The 17,148-nt window shown below is 34.1% G+C and carries 18 protein-coding genes; 7 read left to right on the forward strand and 11 right to left on the reverse strand.

Annotated elements, in window-relative coordinates:
• Positions 1–188 (forward strand): IS3 family transposase (locus tag B9N71_RS11945; protein ID WP_143421972.1); only part of this gene is annotated, 188 nt, incomplete at its 5' end.
• A gap of 73 nt (positions 189–261) precedes the next feature.
• Here the strand turns inward: B9N71_RS11945 and B9N71_RS11950 are convergent.
• Together B9N71_RS11950 and B9N71_RS11955 are read right to left on the reverse strand one after the other, a co-directional pair.
• A complete protein-coding gene (locus B9N71_RS11950; protein ID WP_085166073.1) occupies positions 262–1,617 on the reverse strand; it encodes a PFL family protein in 1,356 nt (451 codons plus the stop codon).
• Positions 1,618–1,652: 35 nt separating this feature from the next.
• Positions 1,653–1,922, reverse strand: a complete 270-nt coding sequence (locus B9N71_RS11955) for an ACT domain-containing protein (protein ID WP_034914900.1) — start codon at positions 1,920–1,922, stop codon at positions 1,653–1,655.
• Between the two features lie 140 nt (positions 1,923–2,062).
• On the opposite strand from B9N71_RS11955, the gene B9N71_RS11960 reads away from it, so the two are divergent.
• Positions 2,063–3,277 carry a pyridoxal phosphate-dependent aminotransferase gene (locus B9N71_RS11960; RefSeq protein WP_085166074.1) on the forward strand — a complete coding sequence of 405 codons (1,215 nt, stop codon included), beginning with the start codon at positions 2,063–2,065 and terminating at the stop codon, positions 3,275–3,277.
• Between the two features lie 851 nt (positions 3,278–4,128).
• On the opposite strand, the gene B9N71_RS11965 is transcribed toward B9N71_RS11960, so the two are convergent.
• Both B9N71_RS11965 and B9N71_RS11970 read right to left on the reverse strand, forming a co-directional pair.
• Positions 4,129–4,797, reverse strand: coding sequence for an SMI1/KNR4 family protein (locus B9N71_RS11965; protein WP_167370114.1), 669 nt, complete (start codon positions 4,795–4,797; stop codon positions 4,129–4,131).
• 310 nt (positions 4,798–5,107) lie between these two features.
• Positions 5,108–5,392, reverse strand: coding sequence for a hypothetical protein (locus tag B9N71_RS11970; RefSeq protein WP_065611537.1), 285 nt, complete (start codon positions 5,390–5,392; stop codon positions 5,108–5,110).
• Between the two features lie 530 nt (positions 5,393–5,922).
• On the opposite strand from B9N71_RS11970, the gene envC reads away from it, so the two are divergent.
• Together envC and B9N71_RS11980 are read left to right on the forward strand one after the other, a co-directional pair.
• Positions 5,923–7,131 (forward strand): murein hydrolase activator EnvC, encoded by a 1,209-nt coding sequence (gene envC / locus B9N71_RS11975; RefSeq protein WP_065590652.1) that lies wholly within the window; start codon positions 5,923–5,925, stop codon positions 7,129–7,131.
• A complete protein-coding gene (locus B9N71_RS11980) occupies positions 7,131–7,934 on the forward strand; it encodes a divergent polysaccharide deacetylase family protein (RefSeq protein ID WP_085166076.1) in 804 nt (267 codons plus the stop codon). The genes envC and B9N71_RS11980 overlap by 1 nt, the downstream gene beginning before the upstream one ends.
• 16 nt (positions 7,935–7,950) lie before the next feature.
• Here B9N71_RS11980 and rapZ read toward each other — a convergent pair whose 3' ends face one another.
• The 4 genes from rapZ to dsbB all read right to left on the reverse strand — a co-directional run bounded on the left by rapZ (position 7,951) and on the right by dsbB (position 10,827).
• On the reverse strand, positions 7,951–8,799 hold the full coding sequence (gene rapZ / locus B9N71_RS11985; protein WP_065590654.1) for an RNase adapter RapZ: 849 nt from the start codon (positions 8,797–8,799) through the stop codon (positions 7,951–7,953).
• Positions 8,800–8,880: 81 nt separating this feature from the next.
• Entirely contained in the window at positions 8,881–9,474 is a 594-nt protein-coding gene (locus B9N71_RS11990; protein WP_085166077.1) for an XTP/dITP diphosphatase, read from the reverse strand.
• A gap of 84 nt (positions 9,475–9,558) precedes the next feature.
• Positions 9,559–10,215 (reverse strand): bifunctional tRNA pseudouridine(32) synthase/23S rRNA pseudouridine(746) synthase RluA, encoded by a 657-nt coding sequence (gene rluA, locus B9N71_RS11995; RefSeq protein WP_065590656.1) that lies wholly within the window; start codon positions 10,213–10,215, stop codon positions 9,559–9,561.
• Between the two features lie 78 nt (positions 10,216–10,293).
• Positions 10,294–10,827 carry a disulfide bond formation protein DsbB gene (dsbB, locus tag B9N71_RS12000; protein WP_034913950.1) on the reverse strand — a complete coding sequence of 178 codons (534 nt, stop codon included), beginning with the start codon at positions 10,825–10,827 and terminating at the stop codon, positions 10,294–10,296.
• Positions 10,828–10,971: 144 nt separating this feature from the next.
• Here dsbB and rluC point away from each other — a divergent pair, with 144 nt between their 5' ends.
• Both rluC and B9N71_RS12010 read left to right on the forward strand, forming a co-directional pair.
• Complete coding sequence (rluC, locus tag B9N71_RS12005) at positions 10,972–11,955, forward strand: 23S rRNA pseudouridine(955/2504/2580) synthase RluC (protein ID WP_085166078.1); 984 nt, start codon at positions 10,972–10,974, stop codon at positions 11,953–11,955.
• A gap of 23 nt (positions 11,956–11,978) precedes the next feature.
• Positions 11,979–12,641: a histidine phosphatase family protein gene (locus tag B9N71_RS12010; protein WP_065561544.1), complete on the forward strand. Its 663-nt coding sequence runs from the start codon at positions 11,979–11,981 to the stop codon at positions 12,639–12,641.
• Positions 12,642–12,707: 66 nt separating this feature from the next.
• Here B9N71_RS12010 and bepA read toward each other — a convergent pair whose 3' ends face one another.
• Positions 12,708–14,159: a beta-barrel assembly-enhancing protease gene (bepA, locus tag B9N71_RS12015; protein ID WP_143422144.1), complete on the reverse strand. Its 1,452-nt coding sequence runs from the start codon at positions 14,157–14,159 to the stop codon at positions 12,708–12,710.
• Between the two features lie 201 nt (positions 14,160–14,360).
• Complete coding sequence (gene proS, locus B9N71_RS12020) at positions 14,361–16,082, reverse strand: proline--tRNA ligase (protein WP_085166080.1); 1,722 nt, start codon at positions 16,080–16,082, stop codon at positions 14,361–14,363.
• A 159-nt stretch (positions 16,083–16,241) separates the two neighbouring features.
• On the opposite strand from proS, the gene B9N71_RS12025 reads away from it, so the two are divergent.
• Complete coding sequence (locus tag B9N71_RS12025) at positions 16,242–16,634, forward strand: hypothetical protein (protein ID WP_085166081.1); 393 nt, start codon at positions 16,242–16,244, stop codon at positions 16,632–16,634.
• 399 nt (positions 16,635–17,033) lie between these two features.
• Here the strand turns inward: B9N71_RS12025 and B9N71_RS13640 are convergent.
• Positions 17,034–17,148, reverse strand: a 115-nt coding sequence (locus tag B9N71_RS13640; protein ID WP_143422145.1) for an IS3 family transposase, incomplete at its 5' end; no start/stop codon positions are given.

A 17,148-nucleotide genomic window follows, 5' to 3' on the forward strand; every position in this document is an offset into this window, starting at 1 on the left:
CGGAAGCGACATTTAAAACAATTAAAACGGAATTTGTAAAAGGCCAACGTTTCAACTCAACGGCTGAGTTACAACGCGCTTTTTCGGCTTATGCTTATTGGTATAATCATAAACGATTACATTCTTCGTTAGGCTACTTGCCTCCCGTTGAATTTAAAAAACACTTACCCCTTAATTTTTTTGTTTGAAAATGTGTTGCCATTCCACCGCCTACCTTGCTGTAGACGGAGTAAGGGAAAATATTCATTTAAAATAAATATATTAGTTTTTAAATGAATGAATTGGAGCGGGAATTCTTCCACCTCGATTAATAAAATCACATGAACTAAATTTGTTTACTGACATAACGGGAGCATGGCCAAGTAAACCACCAAATTCAATGTTATCTCCTACTTTTAATCCCTCGGCTGGAATAATTCGCACCGCTGTTGTTTTGTGGTTAATCACCCCTATTGCAGCCTCATCTGCAATGATCGCCGAAATAGTTTCAGCTGGCGTATCGCCTGGAATTGCAATCATATCCAGTCCAACAGAACAAACACAGGTCATTGCTTCTAGTTTTTCAAGATTAAGTGCACCGTTATTTACAGCATCAATCATACCTGCATCTTCCGAAACAGGGATAAATGCACCGCTTAATCCGCCAACATGGCCACAAGCCATTACTCCACCTTTTTTAACCGCATCGTTTAGCATAGCTAGTGCTGCAGTTGTACCGTGTGTACCAACTGCTTCTAATCCCATTTCTTCTAAAATGTGTGCAACCGAATCACCAATTGCTGGGGTTGGAGCTAACGATAAATCGACAATACCAAATTTAACGCCTAAACGTTCAGAAGCTTCTTTACCGACCAGTTGCCCCATACGAGTAATTTTAAATGCAGTTTTTTTGATAGTCTCAGCTACAACATCAAATGGCTGACCTTTGACTTTTTCAAGTGCTCGTTTAACTACACCAGGACCACTGACTCCAACGTTAATGACACAATCAGCTTCACCTACGCCATGAAAGGCACCTGCCATAAATGGATTATCTTCAACAGCATTAGCAAACACAACTAACTTAGCGCAGGCCATGCTACTATTATCAGCTGTTAATTGCGCAGCTTCTTTAATGATATTTCCCATTTGCTTTACTGCATCCATGTTGATCCCCGTTTGTGTAGAGCCAACATTTACCGATGAGCAAACTCGTTCTGTCTGTGCAAGTGCTTGTGGAATTGATTTAATTAAAATTTCATCACCTTTATGATAACCTTTTTGTACCAGTGCTGAAAATCCACCAATAAAGTTAACATTAACCGCTTTAGCTGCTTCATCCAAAGTTTTAGCAAACGCTACATAATCTTTATCATCACTAGCACCGGCAATTAAAGATATTGGCGTAACAGAAATACGTTTATTGATTATTGGAATACCAAATTCTGAAGTAATCTGATCACCTACTTTAACAAGATCTTTTGCCAGACGTGTAATTTTGTTATAAATCTTTTGGCGTGCTTTTTCACCATCACTATCTATACAATCAAGAAGAGAAATACCCATGGTTATTGTGCGGATATCAAGTTTTTCTTCCTCAATCATTTTAATGGTTTCGAGGATCTGTTTTGTTTCCATTAGTATTATCCTTTTTTTAAAATATAGAATTAATATTATAAACGATGCATAGCATCAAAAATTTCTTCTCTTTGAAGATTGACTTTAACTTTTAGATTTTGACCTGTTTGCATCAACACAGTTTTTACTTCATCAAATGACACATTAATTTTAGATAGGTCAAGTAACATAATCATCGTAAAATACTCATCCATGATAGTTTGGCTGACATCTAAAATATTAATATTTAATTCATATAACTTTTGGCTAATACCAGCAATAATACCTGTTTGATCTTTACCAATTACCGTTAAAATGGTTTTCATAACACTCTCCCGCACAAAAAATAGACAATTAAATAATATTTATTGAGCTAACTATAATAGCATCTTCAAAAATTATCGAAATAGGAGTAGATTGTTTTTTTCAGTAAAAATATCAACACAAGAACTAAAAAGAGCAACTTATGGTAAATTTCTCAAAATCCACAAAATTGGATCATGTTTGTTACGATATCCGTGGTCCAATTCTAGAGCATGCAAAACGACTGGAAGAAGAAGGTCAAACTATCCTGAAACTCAATATTGGAAACCCAGCGCCGTTCGGTTTTGCTGCGCCTGACGAATTATTAATTGATGTGATTAGAAACTTACCTTCCTCACAAGGATATTCCGATTCTAAAGGCCTTTATTCTGCTCGTAAAGCAATCATGCAGTATTATCAAGCTCGCGGAATTAATAGTTTAGATGTTGAAGATATTTACATCGGTAATGGTGTATCAGAATTAATCGTTCAATCCATGCAGGCTTTACTAAATAGTGGTGATGAAATACTCGTACCTATGCCCGATTACCCATTATGGACAGCGGCTATTAGTTTGTCTGGTGGGAGCGCTGTGCACTATCTTTGCGATGAAGAATCAAATTGGTCACCTGATATTGAAGATATTAAACGGAAAATAACTCCAAACACTAAAGGAATAGTAATTATTAATCCTAACAACCCGACAGGCGCTGTTTATAGTAAAGAAGTATTACTTGAGATCGCTGAAATCGCTCGTCAAAATAACCTAATCATCTTCGCTGATGAGATTTACGATAAAATTTTATATGATGATGCAGTGCATTATTCAATTGCCGCATTGGCCCCCGATTTATTTGTCATTACCATGTGTGGCCTATCAAAAACTTATCGAGTTGCTGGTTTTAGGCAAGGCTGGATGGCGCTTTGTGGCCCAAAAAACCATGTAAAAGGCTATATTGAAGGCTTAAATATGCTAGCTTCAATGCGTTTATGTGCTAATGTGCCATTACAACATGCTATTCAAGGAGCGCTAGGAGGCTACCAAAGCATCAATGAATTTATTGTTCCTGGAGGTCGCTTATATGATCAATGTATGTTGGCATGGCGTTTACTTAATGAAATCCCTGGGGTTTCATGTACTAAACCACAAGGTGCCTTGTATCTATTTCCAAAATTAGATCAGAAAAAATTCAACATCCATAACGACCAAAAACTCGTATTAGATTTTTTGTTACAAGAAAAAGTATTACTTGTACAAGGAACTGGCTTTAATTGGCATAAACCGGATCACGTTAGAATTGTTGCTTTGCCTCATTCAGGTCAACTTGAAGACGCTATTGGAAGATTTGCTCATTTTCTATCTTCCTATAAGCAATAAATCGCTCATTGATTAATCCCCAGTTTCTGCTGGGGTAATTTTAATAGCTCAGCCAAAATAGATTTATAAAACCATATTTAACATTGTATTTTTATTGTTGTAAAATACGGCTTATCTTCCTGTTTGAAACTTGATATTTTGTACCCCATAGCCTCATAAAGCAGATTAGGAGTAACCAAGCACGTTTTATGCCACCAATACAGCTTTTTGATATATTTGTTGATTATGCTATACCTCAATTCAAAGTTCGTATCATCTTTTCTACCTTCTCATGTGTTTGTGGGTAGGCTGGTTTAGTCAATTTTTGCTTATTACTCGTTTTAACAAATAGGTGCTCAACTGCGCTTTACTGGTTCACGTCTGTATCCAGGATAAGGGGCATTCAATGTGGGTATTGGGCTAACAAAATTATTTTGTAAAAATTGTGCTGCATTAAATTGGGATTTATGGGAGTAAATGCCCGCATAGAGCTCATGTGAATAATCATCAATACCAACGAATAAATATTCTCACGTATTTTGTTTTTAAATAAAGGTTGTTAACATGTAGCATTTCGCTCGGATAAGTTTTGTTATAGCGTTTAGCCAAATCAGTGACAGTTATTTTTTCTTTATGATATAGGTGCCATATCTCTTGCCTGTGAAAAATTGGTTAGAAAATAGAAACATGTAATAATTAATGTATTATAGAAAAAGGTGACAGAATTAACTGTCACCTATGGCAATTAAATATATAAAATTCAATAGGATTTAAAATAATTAATAGACGCCATCCAACCAAAAAATTACTCTATTGAAATTATTATATATTTCTTTGAAAAATACTGCTTCGATTTTTAACTGACGCTATTTCTACAAAAGACCTTCTTCTTTAAATTTGGCAAGTACTTCGCGACCTTTTTCAGATAACTCCAGTTTTTTTAAATAAATTTTAAGTCTATTTTCTGATGCTGTAAAAAAACCCTTTGAATATTTGAGCATTGAAGGTAATGCTTCATCTGGAAAAGGAATGTTAGGGTTATTATATTCATCTTCATCAGGATCATAATCATCTTCAACTTCACTTTTAATAATCATTGATAAAAATGTATCAAACGAATTTGCAACAAACTTCAGATTAGTATTTTGTTCTAGATAGCCATTTTTTACAGACATGTCAAAATAGAGATCATTAACTTCATGATCCCAATAATAAACTTCGCCATTTGGGCTTAAGCAAAGTAGATCGCCATAATTAAGTGTTGCTACAGCAAAATAATTCTGAGGTATTCTATTCAGATATGTATCGTTAGTAGCCAATAGATCTTCTCTAGATTCCTTTGAGAAACCCAAAATAACCTCTAATGGCAATGATTCTCCATCACAATCAATACAGTAGTCAAAATTAACCTCAGTATCAAAAACAACTACATTATATTTTTTCAAAAAATCAATATAAGAATTGTTTGAATCTATTTTTAACTGTAACTTTGAAATACGTTTATCAATATTTTTTGGAACATTATATTTTGATTTAAGCATTCTAACTCCTAAAATATTGCTCATGTATAAGTATTAAGGCTTAGTCATTGTTGTGATTTATCTTTTTTTGTTATAAAAAATAAAATGATGAAACATTTTATATTAATACCAAAATTTCCATCTTTTTGATGTAAATTAAAATATTACATAGTGTATATATGTGATATTACCTTATCGTTTTAATTTATTATATAAGAAAAATAATCTTTTATTTGATATTGTTAATTTATAAATATTATTGTTAATAAAAACTGATTAATTTTTAAATAAATACGTATAGCCCAAATATAGAATCAAAAAACGATCATATTTATTGCTTATTTTTAATGATTATTTTTTTTAGCCTTTTAATTTCATTAATTAATTTTGGAATATCTTGTCGTGCGTGTGCAATAAATTCTTGATCATCTATTGTTCCACCAATAAGTTCAATATTTTTTCCACGATTACATTCAGTTCCTGTGAGAATAAAATTTGAGCCACTAGTATGATCTCTACCTTCTACATATGATATCCATGGCCCTTTTGTTGCTTTTTTACATCGCTGAATTATTAGATTCAATTCATCATCTGATATTTTATTATCATCTTGCATTAATGACTCCTTTTGAGGTTTTTGATTTGGTTATGAGTAGGTGTCATGGATCTTCTGATTGCTTCGTACATACCACCTCTATTATTTTGTTATTCTGGTAATATTGTTGCCTATATTGGACTGGCGATAACTTACCTTCAGTTGTGGTGTATACGATTATAATAAACTTAAATATATTCATAATGTTATTAGTCAGGTTCCTCATTTTAGTAACAACATGAATAATATATGTTTTAAGTGTATAAGAAAAGCTCAACGACTGTATTATCGCAATAAGTAGCTTTTAGTATGTTGTTATGTGTTCGTTTATTGTGAATTCGACCTGTATTCAAAATTAGTAAAGTCGCGGGTAGATCACTTTAATAATAAACATTTTTCCGTTCAGAAATGAGATACAAAACAAACTAATTTTTTATTAAAAAAACAAATCATCTTACTTTGTGTGTGGGTTTCATTTTGCATCTTGGTCTATTTATCGGTATAGTGATACTATCATTATTGTTTGGTTATAAATCATAAATATAAACGCCATGTCTGTTTATCAGAAAATTATTGTTATTGTTTTTGTTGGATTAATAAAGATTAGTTTTTTATATGCTAATGATAATCAGCAACTTCAATCTTTACGTCACGCTATTGAAGAACAAGAAAAACGTTTAGCACAACAAAAAGAAGAGCGTAATCAGTTGGTTAATAATCTTAAAGAACAAGAAACCAAAATAGCTAACCTTCTAACCTCAATTGAAAAGAATGACTTATCACTTAAGAAACTCGATCAAGAAATCAATAAGTTGATTGAACAAATTGATATATTAACTATAAAACAAAAACATCAACGAATTATATTATCAAAGCAGCTCGAAAGTGCATTTAAACTAGGCAAAACAACTGGTTTGGAGTTAATTTTTTCGGGCGAAAAGAGCGAACGTAATGATCGTATAATTGCTTATTACAGCTACATTAATCAAGCACGACAACAGCAAATTCACAATCTTCAAGATACTCAAACCCAATTGATCGAGAAGAAAATTGAGTTACAAAAAAAACAAGTTTTGCATAAAGAATTACAAATTAAACAGAAAGAACAACAAGTAGGACTTGAAAAAAATCGTCAAAATCGACAAAACACGATAAATTCTCTTGAATCATTGATGCAATTAAATCAACAAAAATTAACCGACTTGCGTAATAATGAAGCTAAACTACAGGCTAAAATTGCTCAAGCTGAACGTAAAAATAGACGTATTGCAGAAGAAGAAGCAAAACAAGCAAAATATATTGAAGAAAAGCAGAATAATTCTCGTTATACTCCTAATCCTGATGAGCTAGCATTAATGGCTCGCGTAAGTGGTATTGGTAAGCCACAACATCAGTTTAATTGGCCAGTGAATGGTAATATTGTACATCAATTTGGAGAATCACTCCAAGGTGAGCTACGTTGGAAAGGGATGGTGATTAATGCTAAAGATGGTGCTCAAGTTAAAGCCATTGCTGGTGGACGGGTCATCTTGGCTAGTTGGTTACAAGGTTATGGTTTTGTTGTTGCATTAGATCATGGTAAAGGTGATATGAGTTTATATGGTTATAACCAGCGTATTTTAGTTGAGGTGGGTGATAAGATTCATATTGACCAACCTATTGCATTGGTTGGTTCAAGTGGTGGGAAAAACATATCTGCTTTATATTTTGAGATTCGCCGTGATGGTAAGGCACTTGATCCGAGAGAGTGGTTAAAGTAATGCGTTGTTTTATTAACCTTTTTTTTATCATTTTCTTAGTGCTAAATTCCAACTATATATGGGCAGCAAAACTTGCAATAGTCATTGATGATTTTGGCTATCGCCAGCATAATGAAGAGCAAATAATTTCATTTTCTCCTAATATTACTATTGCAGTTTTACCAAATTCGCCTAATGCTAAACGTATTGCAACTATAGCCCATAATAATGGTAATGATGTGTTAATTCACTTACCTATGGCTCCATTAGGTAAACAGCCACTAGAAAAAGACACTCTATTTCCTTCGATGGATGAAGCTGAAGTAAACCGAATAGTGACAAATGCTGTTGAACAAGTGCCTTATGCTATTGGAGCTAATAATCATATGGGAAGTTTGATGACAGCAGATCTTACTGGTATGATAAAAGTTATGAAAGCATTAAGTCAATATTCGATGTTTTTTTTAGATAGTAAAACAATCGGTAAGACTCAAATAAAAAAAGCTGCTAGCTACTATAACATCCCAGTATTAACGCGTGATGTATTTTTAGATGCTCAACAAAAAGAAAGTGCTATTAGCTTGCAATTTGATTTGGCGATAAAATTGGCACGCAAAAATGGCGTTGCTATTGTTATTGGTCATCCACATCCACAAACAGTTAATATATTAAGGCAGAAGCTTGCAAATTTACCTTCAGATATTGAATTGACCAAGGTTAGTCAATTAATTACGGCAATACCAGCTTCAGCTAATCATAAAACTACACTAAAAGATATTTTTGAAAAATGTAAAAAAAACATTGATAGATTATCGAATTTTTAAAATTGAAAGATAATCATCATTTTTTTTCTAAAGTTCGATGGCGAATTTTTACTTGTTTGTTTTGTGCTTTAAAAAATGCGGCTAATTGTTCAGCAATAAAGACAGAACGATGTTGACCACCTGTACATCCAATAGCAATGGTTAAGTAACTGCGGTTGTTTTTTTCTAATAAAGGTATCCATTGATTTAAGTAATTGGCGGTTTGATAGATAAAATTGGATACTTCATTGTGTTGTAATAAATATTCTTTTACTGGCTTATCTAATCCTGTTAATGGGCGCAAATTCACTTCCCAATGTGGGTTAGGTAAAAACCTGACATCAAATACAAAATCAGCATCAATGGGTAAGCCATGTTTAAAGCCAAATGATTCAAAAATAAAGGTTAATTCACGCTCTTTTTTACCTAAAATACGTGATCTTAATATGTCTGATAGTTCATGTACTGATAGGTCATCGGTATTTATAACTAGGCTTGCGTTAGATTTTAAAGGTTCTAGATATTTTTCTTCAAGATCTATTGCTTCTTCAAGAGAATAGTGTTGATTGGTTAATGGATGTATCCGTCGTGTTTCACTATAGCGTCGAATTAACGTATTACGACTACAATCGAGGAAAAGTATTTCAGGTGTCACCGATTCGGGTAAACGTTGAAATATATCATTATTAAAATCAAATTGTTCAGGCAAATTTCGAATATCAATGCTAACTGCAACTGGCGTGTTGTGGTTTTTTAATGAGTTGGCTAATTGAGGTAATAAAGCAACTGGGATATTATCAACACAATAAAATCCCATATCTTCTAGAGCGCGTAGGGCGATTGATTTTCCCGATCCAGAGCGACCACTTACTATCATTATAATCAAAATATTAACTCCAATATCATTAATGTATTAAGTATATACTGTTTACTTCTTGATATGCAATTTCGAGTATAAATAAGTTTGCTAAGCAGTTTTAATTTTTTCAATCAATTGTTTTAGAGCTTGACCTCGATGTGATATTTGGCTTTTTTGTTCTTTTGTTAGCTGTGCTGCGGTGCAGCCTAGTTCTGGTACATAAAAAAGTGGATCATAGCCAAATCCCCCATCACCTTGTTCTTCATTTAAAATTAAACCATCCCATTTTCCTAAGCAGATGATAGGTGTTGGGTCGTTTTCGTGTCGCATAAAAACTAGCGCACAATAAAAGTAAGCGGTACGTTTTTCTTTTGGGATATTTTGTAATGCTTTAAGTAATTTTTGATTGTTACTTTTGTCGTTACCGTGTTCACCTGCATAACGAGCAGAATAGATCCCAGGTTGCCCATCAAGTGCATCGACCGCTAAACCAGAGTCATCAGCAATGACGGACAGTCCAGTTAATTTGGCAGTATGTCTTGCTTTTAAAAGTGCATTTTCAATAAATGTTAAGCCTGTTTCGTCGGCATCCGGTATATTAAATTGGCTTTGTGCTATAATATCAAAACCTGCATTAGCGAGTAATGTTTGCAATTCATTGACTTTGCCTTGATTATTCGTTGCTAAAACAATTTTTTGCATTTTAATTTCCTTTATATCAGTTGTTTATCTTTTATTCGCATGAGCAGATTTTATATAATGGTCGCTAATTTTATATTTCTATTTTTAAAAATCAGGTTCGCAGCTAAACGTCATACTTTCGCCTGTTTTAGGATGGTTAATTGTTAGTAATTGAGCATGCAATAGCAGCCTTTTAGACATAGTAAAGGCTTCAGGGTGGGCATAGAATTTATCGCCTAAAATAGGGTGACCAATGGCTTGCATATGTACCCGTAATTGATGTGATCGCCCAGTAAACGGAAATAATTGCACTCGTGTTGTGTTGTCTGGATTGCGTGAAATGACTTGATACTCTGTCAGTGCATGTTTGCCATTTTCTAAATCGACCATTTGCCTTGGTCGATTGGGCCAATCACAAATTAGGGGTAATTCAACACGACCAGAATCTTGCTCAAGATGCCCATGCACTACAGCAATATAGGTTTTTTTAGGAATACGTTCACGAAATTGTTTTTTTATCTCTCGATCGGCGAGTTTAGAAAGTGCGGCAACCATGATACCACTGGTTGCCATATCTAACCGATGCACGGATTCGACGTAGCTATATTTTTGTTGCAATCGGTGAATAATACTATCAATAAATTGAGGTTTATTGCCCGAAACCGACAAAATACCTGGTTGTTTATTTACAACCACAATATGGTCGTCTTGATGCAAAATCGATAGCCAAGGTTCAATAGGTGGGTGGTATTCCAAAAGCATTTATGTGTGACGTTTGTAAAATAAAATTATCACACATTCTAACAAACTCAACAAAAAGTGCTAGTTTTATAAATAAAGTCATTTACTCCAGATTGAATTTTTTGAGGATAAAAAGAACTGAGATATTAATACAGCCAAGCCAACAATAAAATAGCAAGCAAAAATAATAATCATCCATTGTGACATTTCAATTGTTAGAAATGTCCAAATTTTATCGGCACATGAACCATAAGCATTAAACAAACTAGGAAACCACGAATCTAATGGTAGCCAAGTAGGAAATTGTACGTTAATTGAGCAAGTATCATTTAGGTTAGGTTCAAATTGTAGATGAGCATGAAATGTTGCTAATGAAAAGCCTTTATAGGCGCTAAAAAGCCAAATGAAAATACCTATTAATCGAACAAAAATGTTGCGAGGAGCAATTATTCCAATAATGCTAGCCAACATGATACCAAAAATAGCGCAACGCTGATAAATGCAGAGAGTACAAGGCGCAAGCCCTAAACCATGTTGAAAATAAAGTGCGGTTATTTCAAAAGTAAAAGTAGAAAAGAACAATAAGAACCAAGCCAATCTAGCTTGTGAGTATTGATTAAGCAATGATAACATACTATTTTATTCCCTCATATTTCGATATAATCTTCTTTTTAATTATATTAAATATAATCTATCTTATTTTTATTACGATAGTGTAGTTTATTTTTGAGTAATGTAAAACGATTTTATTTATTGACGGCGGATTAATCATTCCTTATGCACTCAACGGTTCCACATACAAAACTACAAGTCTCATTTGTTACTATTTCTGAGGAAAATGCGACACAGCGTATTGATAACTTTTTAATCACCTATTTAAAAGGTGTGCCAAAAAGTATGATTTATCGCATTTTAAGAAAGGGTGAGGTTCGTGTTAATAAAAAACGGATTAAACCTGAATATAAATTAAATATTGGCGATGAAATTCGTATTCCTCCTGTTCGTATGACTGAAAAACCCACGCCAGAGATTTCGACCAAGCTTAATAAAGTCGCTGATTTAGAAAAGGCAATCATCTATGAAGATGAGGTAATGTTGGCAATTAATAAGCCATCAGGTATTGCTGTTCATGGTGGTAGTGGCTTAAGTTTTGGCGTGATTGAAGGATTACGCGCCTTAAGACCTGAAGCGAAATTTTTGGAGTTGGTGCATCGCATAGATCGCGAAACATCGGGCGTGTTATTGATTGCCAAAAAACGCTCAGCACTAAAAGCGTTACACGAGCAGTTGCGCCTGAAGCAAATGCAAAAAAATTATTTGGCACTTGTTAAGGGGAATTGGTCTTCTGAATGTAAAGTAATACAAGCCCCACTGCTTAAAAATGTATTAAAAAGCGGTGAGCGTGTGGTAAAGGTTGATAAAGAGGGTAAGCCTTCTGAAACGCGTTTTAAAGTTGAGGAGCGCTTCAATTTTGCCACTTTGATTAAAGCAAGCCCTGTTACAGGGCGTACACACCAAATTCGCATACACACTCAATACGCAAGCCATCCAATTGCTTTTGATGATCGTTATGGCGATAGGCAATTTGATGCGTTATTAGCTGATACTAAGCTTAATCGTTTATTTTTACATGCAGCAAGCGTAAGATTTATTCATCCTAAAAGTTTGCAAGAAATGCAATTAAATGCACCAATGGATGATGTTTTGCAGACTTGCTTGTCGTATCTAAGAAAAGATAAATATGAAAAAACAGAATCTTAAAATAAAAAAGGTAGTTAGTACGAATGAAAGATATTAATTTATATTTAATTAGACATGGTCAAACGCAGTGGAATATTAAAGATCAGATGCAAGGCTCTCAAAATTCACCTTTAACAGAGCAAGGTATTTTTGGTGCTAAAGTGACAGGACAGCATTTAAAAAATGTTCCTTTTATGCAAGCATACTCAAGTACACAACAACGAGCTATGGAAACTCGAGATTATATTGTTAAAGAAAATAATATAGTTATTCCTACTTTTGAGCTTGCTGATTTGCGTGAGATGGATTTTGGTATTTGGGAAGGCAAGAAAGTCCCTCAATTGAAAAAGGAGTTTCCAGAATTTACTACTTATTTGACAGATCCTGCTAATTTTGATGCTTCGGTCAATCAAGGTGAAAATTATTTTGATACCCTTTTGCGTATGAAGCAGGGGTTAAATACTATTGTAAAAAATGCACCTCAAGATACGGGTAATATTTTGGTTGTGTCACATGGAACGGTATTACGTATATTACTTTGTGTTTTAAATGGTGGTGATTGGCGTTTACATCGTGATGAGGATTATTTCCCTCGAATGTTAAATACTAGCATTAGTGTGGTTAATTATAAGCAAGGTAATGAACAATCTGAAGGGACATTTACTGTAAAATTCTTCAATAATGTGGATCATTTAGCTGATAAATAAGTATTTTGTTATCTTCTCGACTAATGGGTGCGTAAATAATTAGTCGAGAAGGTTTTGTTAATAAAATTATCGTTTATAAGCTGCATAACGTTTTTGTAGCTGTTTTAATTGATTAATTCTTGCATCAATTTTGGAAATCATTGTCTGATCGCCTTTTGTTTGATTCTTAGCATTTTGTAGTAGTTGAATGGATTGTTGAAATTGACCTTCTAATGCAATTAATTCCGCTCTAGCACTCATTTCTTTTGCTCTTGCATGTAATCCCCCGTAAGCAGTGACGAGTAATTCCCATCCATTTGAGTCATCATTATGGTCAAAAGTATAGCGATGTAACAAGCTTACGGCTTGTTGATAGTTTTTGTTTTTTATATACGAATTAGCCAAGTTTAGTTGCAATGCAGAACTGTTTGGTGCTTTTTTTAATGCTGCTTGTAGGCGAGTTATTGCAGTGCTGCTATTGTTGAGCGCTAAATCAATATCAGTCATTAAATCAATATACCAAATATTATTGGGATCACTATCTAATAATGGCTGTAGTTGTTGTTTCGCTTTTTGATTATTTCCACTTAGATTATCAGCTAAAGCATTAGCATAAATAATAGCTGTTTTACTTTGTTCATTGTTTAGTTTTTTATAATCTTCAACTAATAGCTTTGCGGTATTTTTATTTTTAGCCATTAATATGGCCAATCGAGCTTTCGCTAAATAGTAGTTTAATGACGGAGATACATTTTTTTTGCTATATTGCAATGAACGATTTCGAATATCGGTTAATCGGCTGTTAGGTAATGGGTGAGTAAGTAAAATTTCGGGAGCTTTACTACTAAATCGGCTTTGATCGGCAAGTTTTTGTAGGAATTCTGATGAAGCATAAGGATCAAACCCTGCTTTAGCAAGCGTTCTTAAACCAACACGATCGGCTTCTTGTTCATTACTTTGCGTAAAACTAATCATATTTTGAGCTGATCCTGCCATGGTGCTTGTCATCGCCGCCATGCCAGCTTCGGGATTGGCTAATGTTAATAGTAGAGAGCCTAATGTTGCCCCCCAAACATAAGGGCTATTACGGTTTTGGTTTTCCATTGCTCTGGCTAAATGGCGTTGGGTGACATGGCCAATTTCATGAGACATAACAGAGGCTAATTGACTTTCATTGTCGGTGTCTAATATTAGTTTAGAATGAATGACGACATTCCCACCAAAAAAAGCAAATGCGTTAAGTACTTCACTTTTCATAATATAAAAATGGAATGGCGTTTTTACTGATTCTGATTTTGATACTAATTTTTTGCCTAGATCATTAATATATTGGTTTAAAACAGGGTCGTTTATTATGGGAGCACTTGCTCGTAACATTCGCATATAATAATCGCCCATTTCCATTTCTTGGCCAATGCTAAGCGTTGTGGCTGCCGCAGTACCAATATCAGGAAGGTTAATATTATCAGCATAAACGATAGATGTACTTTGTAATAATAATGAGGTGGATAATACCAATGCGATTGTTTTTTTTAACATTATTCTAACCAATTAAAATAAGAGTTGCGTTGATTTATTCTAGCTGAAAAAAACAACAATATCACTTTGAATTTATAATTAGGGGTTTAACTTATTTGGTGTAATGAGTGTTATGAATAATAATACTTATTCTTGAATTGATAAAATAACAACAACTACATTAATGCGTTGTTGTTATTTTGATTTTTATGATTGGATTTATTATACTTTTTGACGGCGGCTTTGGATAAATTCAATGATATTGTTGACTTTCACCATTACTTTATCACCACCTGAACGGTGTTTGTATTCTACTTCTCCATTACCGAGGTTGCGTTCACCAATTACGATAGTGTGAGGGATCCCGATTAGTTCCGCATCAGCAAACATTACGCCAGGGCGCTCTTTTCGATCGTCAAATAAAACTTCAATGCCAGCAGCTTGTAAATCAGCATAAAGTTTTTCGGCTGTTGCTTGAACTTCTTCGGATTTGTGCATGTTCATTGGAATAATGACAACGCTAAATGGAGCAATCGCTTCTGGCCATACAATACCACGATCGTCATGACATTGTTCAATTGCAGCAGCTACAATGCGGCTTACTCCAATGCCGTAACACCCCATAATCATAACGTGGTTTTGTCCATCTTCACCTTGGACTGTTGCTTTCATTGCTTGTGAATATTTTGTGCCAAGTTGGAAGATATGTCCCACTTCAATACCACGTTTAATTTGTAATGTGCCTTTGCCATCAGGACTAATATCTCCTTCAACCACATTACGGATGTCTTCAATGCGAGGTAAAGCAGTGTCACGTTCCCAATTGATATTAAAATAGTGTTTATGATCGATATTGGCACCAGCGCTAAAATCGCTCATCACAGCCACATCACGATCGATAATAATTGGCATGTTTAGATTTATTGGACCTAGCGAGCCTGGTCCTGCATTCACAATCGCACGGATTTCTTCTTCGGTTGCAAATTCTAGTGGTGAGGCAACAATATCAATTTTTTCGGCTTTGATTTCATTTAATGTATGATCACCTCGAACCAGTAAAGCTACTAATTGATGACCACTCTCTTTCGTGGCTTTAACCATCAAGGTTTTTACGGTTTTTTCAATCGGTAAATTGAATTGCTCGACTAATTCGTCAATAGTTTTGGCATTGGGAGTATCGACTAAGTCCATTACTTTTGTAGGTTCAGCGCGTTTTTGTGTTGGTGCTAATGCTTGAGCCATTTCTATGTTAGCCGCATAATCAGATTCGGTTGAAAAAACAATATCATCTTCGCCACTGTCGGCTAATACTTGGAACTCATGTGACCAGTTACCACCAATTGATCCTGTATCAGCACGCACCGCTCTAAAGTTTAAACCAGCACGTGTAAAAACTGCGCTATAGGCTTTATACATTTCATCATAAGTTTCTTGTAATGATTCTTGTGTAGTATGGAAAGAGTATGCATCTTTCATAATAAATTCACGTGAACGCATCACACCAAAGCGAGGGCGTACTTCATCTCGAAATTTGGTTTGAATCTGATACACGTTAAGTGGTAATTGTTTATATGAGCTAACTTCATTACGTAGTAAGTCTGTAATGACTTCCTCATGAGTTGGGCCTAGAACAAAATCACGGTCGCCACGATCTTTAATACGTAATAATTCAGGACCATATTGTTCCCAACGTCCGCTTTCTTGCCAAATATCAGCAGGCTGTACAACTGGCATCAATACTTCTATTGCACCGGCTTTATTCATCTCTTCACGGACAATATTTTCTACTTTTTTAAGTACGCGGTAACCAGTGGGAAGCCAGGTATATAATCCAGCAGCCACTTTGCGGATCATGCCTGCACGTAACATTAATTGATGGCTAATGACTTCAGCATCAGCAGGTGTTTCTTTTAACGTAGAAAGAAGATATTTACTGGTTCGCATAAATTTATCCTAAAAAAATTTATTTATAAATATATATGATAAAAATGTGAGCTAGTTTAGCAGTACCAAGCGTAACACTAAAGTAATTTTATTGGTAATTATTGTGAATAATAAAGATTAATTGTAAATTATTAGCATTAGTAATTAAATGGAATTGATATGAAGAAATTAAATTTATCGCACTTCATTACTGCCTTTTTTGTGGTTTTGGTACTATACCAGCCAATTAAATTTATTATCTATCATTTTACTGATTTAAGTTATGATGAAATTTTGGATTTTGGTTGGAGAGGAGATGGTTGCGAAACTAAAGATGGCCGTCGGTTAGATTATATCGATTGTCCTTGTGGCACAGGATTAATAGAACCTGATGATTTTTATAAAATTAGTAATGAAGGGGATTTTTATTACAATGATAAGCTCTTGGGAAAAGTTATCCTAAAAACAAAGCCAAGTTATTTTTCTGGCGGTGAAATTCTAACAGGCGGCGAATTAGAAATTGAGAATTTAGAAACAGGAATAATTTGTTATTATGATTCAATTCTTGATTGAAATACAATCTTTAATATGTAGGAAAACACCCAGTTGTTTACACTTCATAGTTAAAATAATCCTCTAAAAACATTTAAGACATTTTACAGGAAACCGTTTTATGCGATTTTACGGTAATTTAATTATTAATAAATTGTTCTTAAATTTTTGTTTTCTATCTTTTAAATCCTGACTTATTTGCTGATTATGCTGTAAATTATCATAAGTGCCTATGCATATTGCTTTTGGTGCTTGCGAGAAAATTTTGTTTAAACATATCTGCTGTAACCTTGTTAGCCAAAATAAGCGTTTAATACCATAGCCCATGTTTTTATTGTCGTCACGTTTATTACTTAACGTTGAGGTTTTCTATTAATTGCTAATCGTTAGATTATATAAATATGGAATGGCAACACATTTTCAAACAAAAAAATTAAGGGGTAAGTGTTTTTTAAATTCAACGGGAGGCAAGTAGCCTAACGAAGAATGTAATCGTTTATGATTATACCAATAAGCATAAGCCGAAAAAGCGCGT

This window comes from Gilliamella bombi, assembly GCF_900103255.1.
In the GTDB taxonomy this organism is placed as follows: Bacteria; Pseudomonadota; Gammaproteobacteria; order Enterobacterales; family Orbaceae; genus Gilliamella; species Gilliamella bombi.

Coding starts and splice junctions, on each gene's coding strand:
- B9N71_RS11990 (WP_085166077.1), bottom strand. CDS start 9,474: ATGCAAAAAATTGTTTTAGCAACGAATAATCAAGGCAAAGTCAATGAA.
- B9N71_RS11980 (WP_085166076.1), top strand. CDS start 7,131: ATGCGTTGTTTTATTAACCTTTTTTTTATCATTTTCTTAGTGCTAAAT.
- B9N71_RS12010 (WP_065561544.1), top strand. CDS start 11,979: ATGAAAGATATTAATTTATATTTAATTAGACATGGTCAAACGCAGTGG.
- rluA (WP_065590656.1), bottom strand. CDS start 10,215: ATGCTTTTGGAATACCACCCACCTATTGAACCTTGGCTATCGATTTTG.
- envC (WP_065590652.1), top strand. CDS start 5,923: ATGTCTGTTTATCAGAAAATTATTGTTATTGTTTTTGTTGGATTAATA.
- B9N71_RS12025 (WP_085166081.1), top strand. CDS start 16,242: ATGAAGAAATTAAATTTATCGCACTTCATTACTGCCTTTTTTGTGGTT.
- B9N71_RS11965 (WP_167370114.1), bottom strand. CDS start 4,797: ATGCTTAAATCAAAATATAATGTTCCAAAAAATATTGATAAACGTATT.
- B9N71_RS11960 (WP_085166074.1), top strand. CDS start 2,063: ATGGTAAATTTCTCAAAATCCACAAAATTGGATCATGTTTGTTACGAT.
- B9N71_RS11970 (WP_065611537.1), bottom strand. CDS start 5,392: ATGCAAGATGATAATAAAATATCAGATGATGAATTGAATCTAATAATT.
- bepA (WP_143422144.1), bottom strand. CDS start 14,159: ATGTTAAAAAAAACAATCGCATTGGTATTATCCACCTCATTATTATTA.
- B9N71_RS11950 (WP_085166073.1), bottom strand. CDS start 1,617: ATGGAAACAAAACAGATCCTCGAAACCATTAAAATGATTGAGGAAGAA.
- proS (WP_085166080.1), bottom strand. CDS start 16,082: ATGCGAACCAGTAAATATCTTCTTTCTACGTTAAAAGAAACACCTGCT.
- dsbB (WP_034913950.1), bottom strand. CDS start 10,827: ATGTTATCATTGCTTAATCAATACTCACAAGCTAGATTGGCTTGGTTC.
- rluC (WP_085166078.1), top strand. CDS start 10,972: ATGCACTCAACGGTTCCACATACAAAACTACAAGTCTCATTTGTTACT.
- B9N71_RS11955 (WP_034914900.1), bottom strand. CDS start 1,922: ATGAAAACCATTTTAACGGTAATTGGTAAAGATCAAACAGGTATTATT.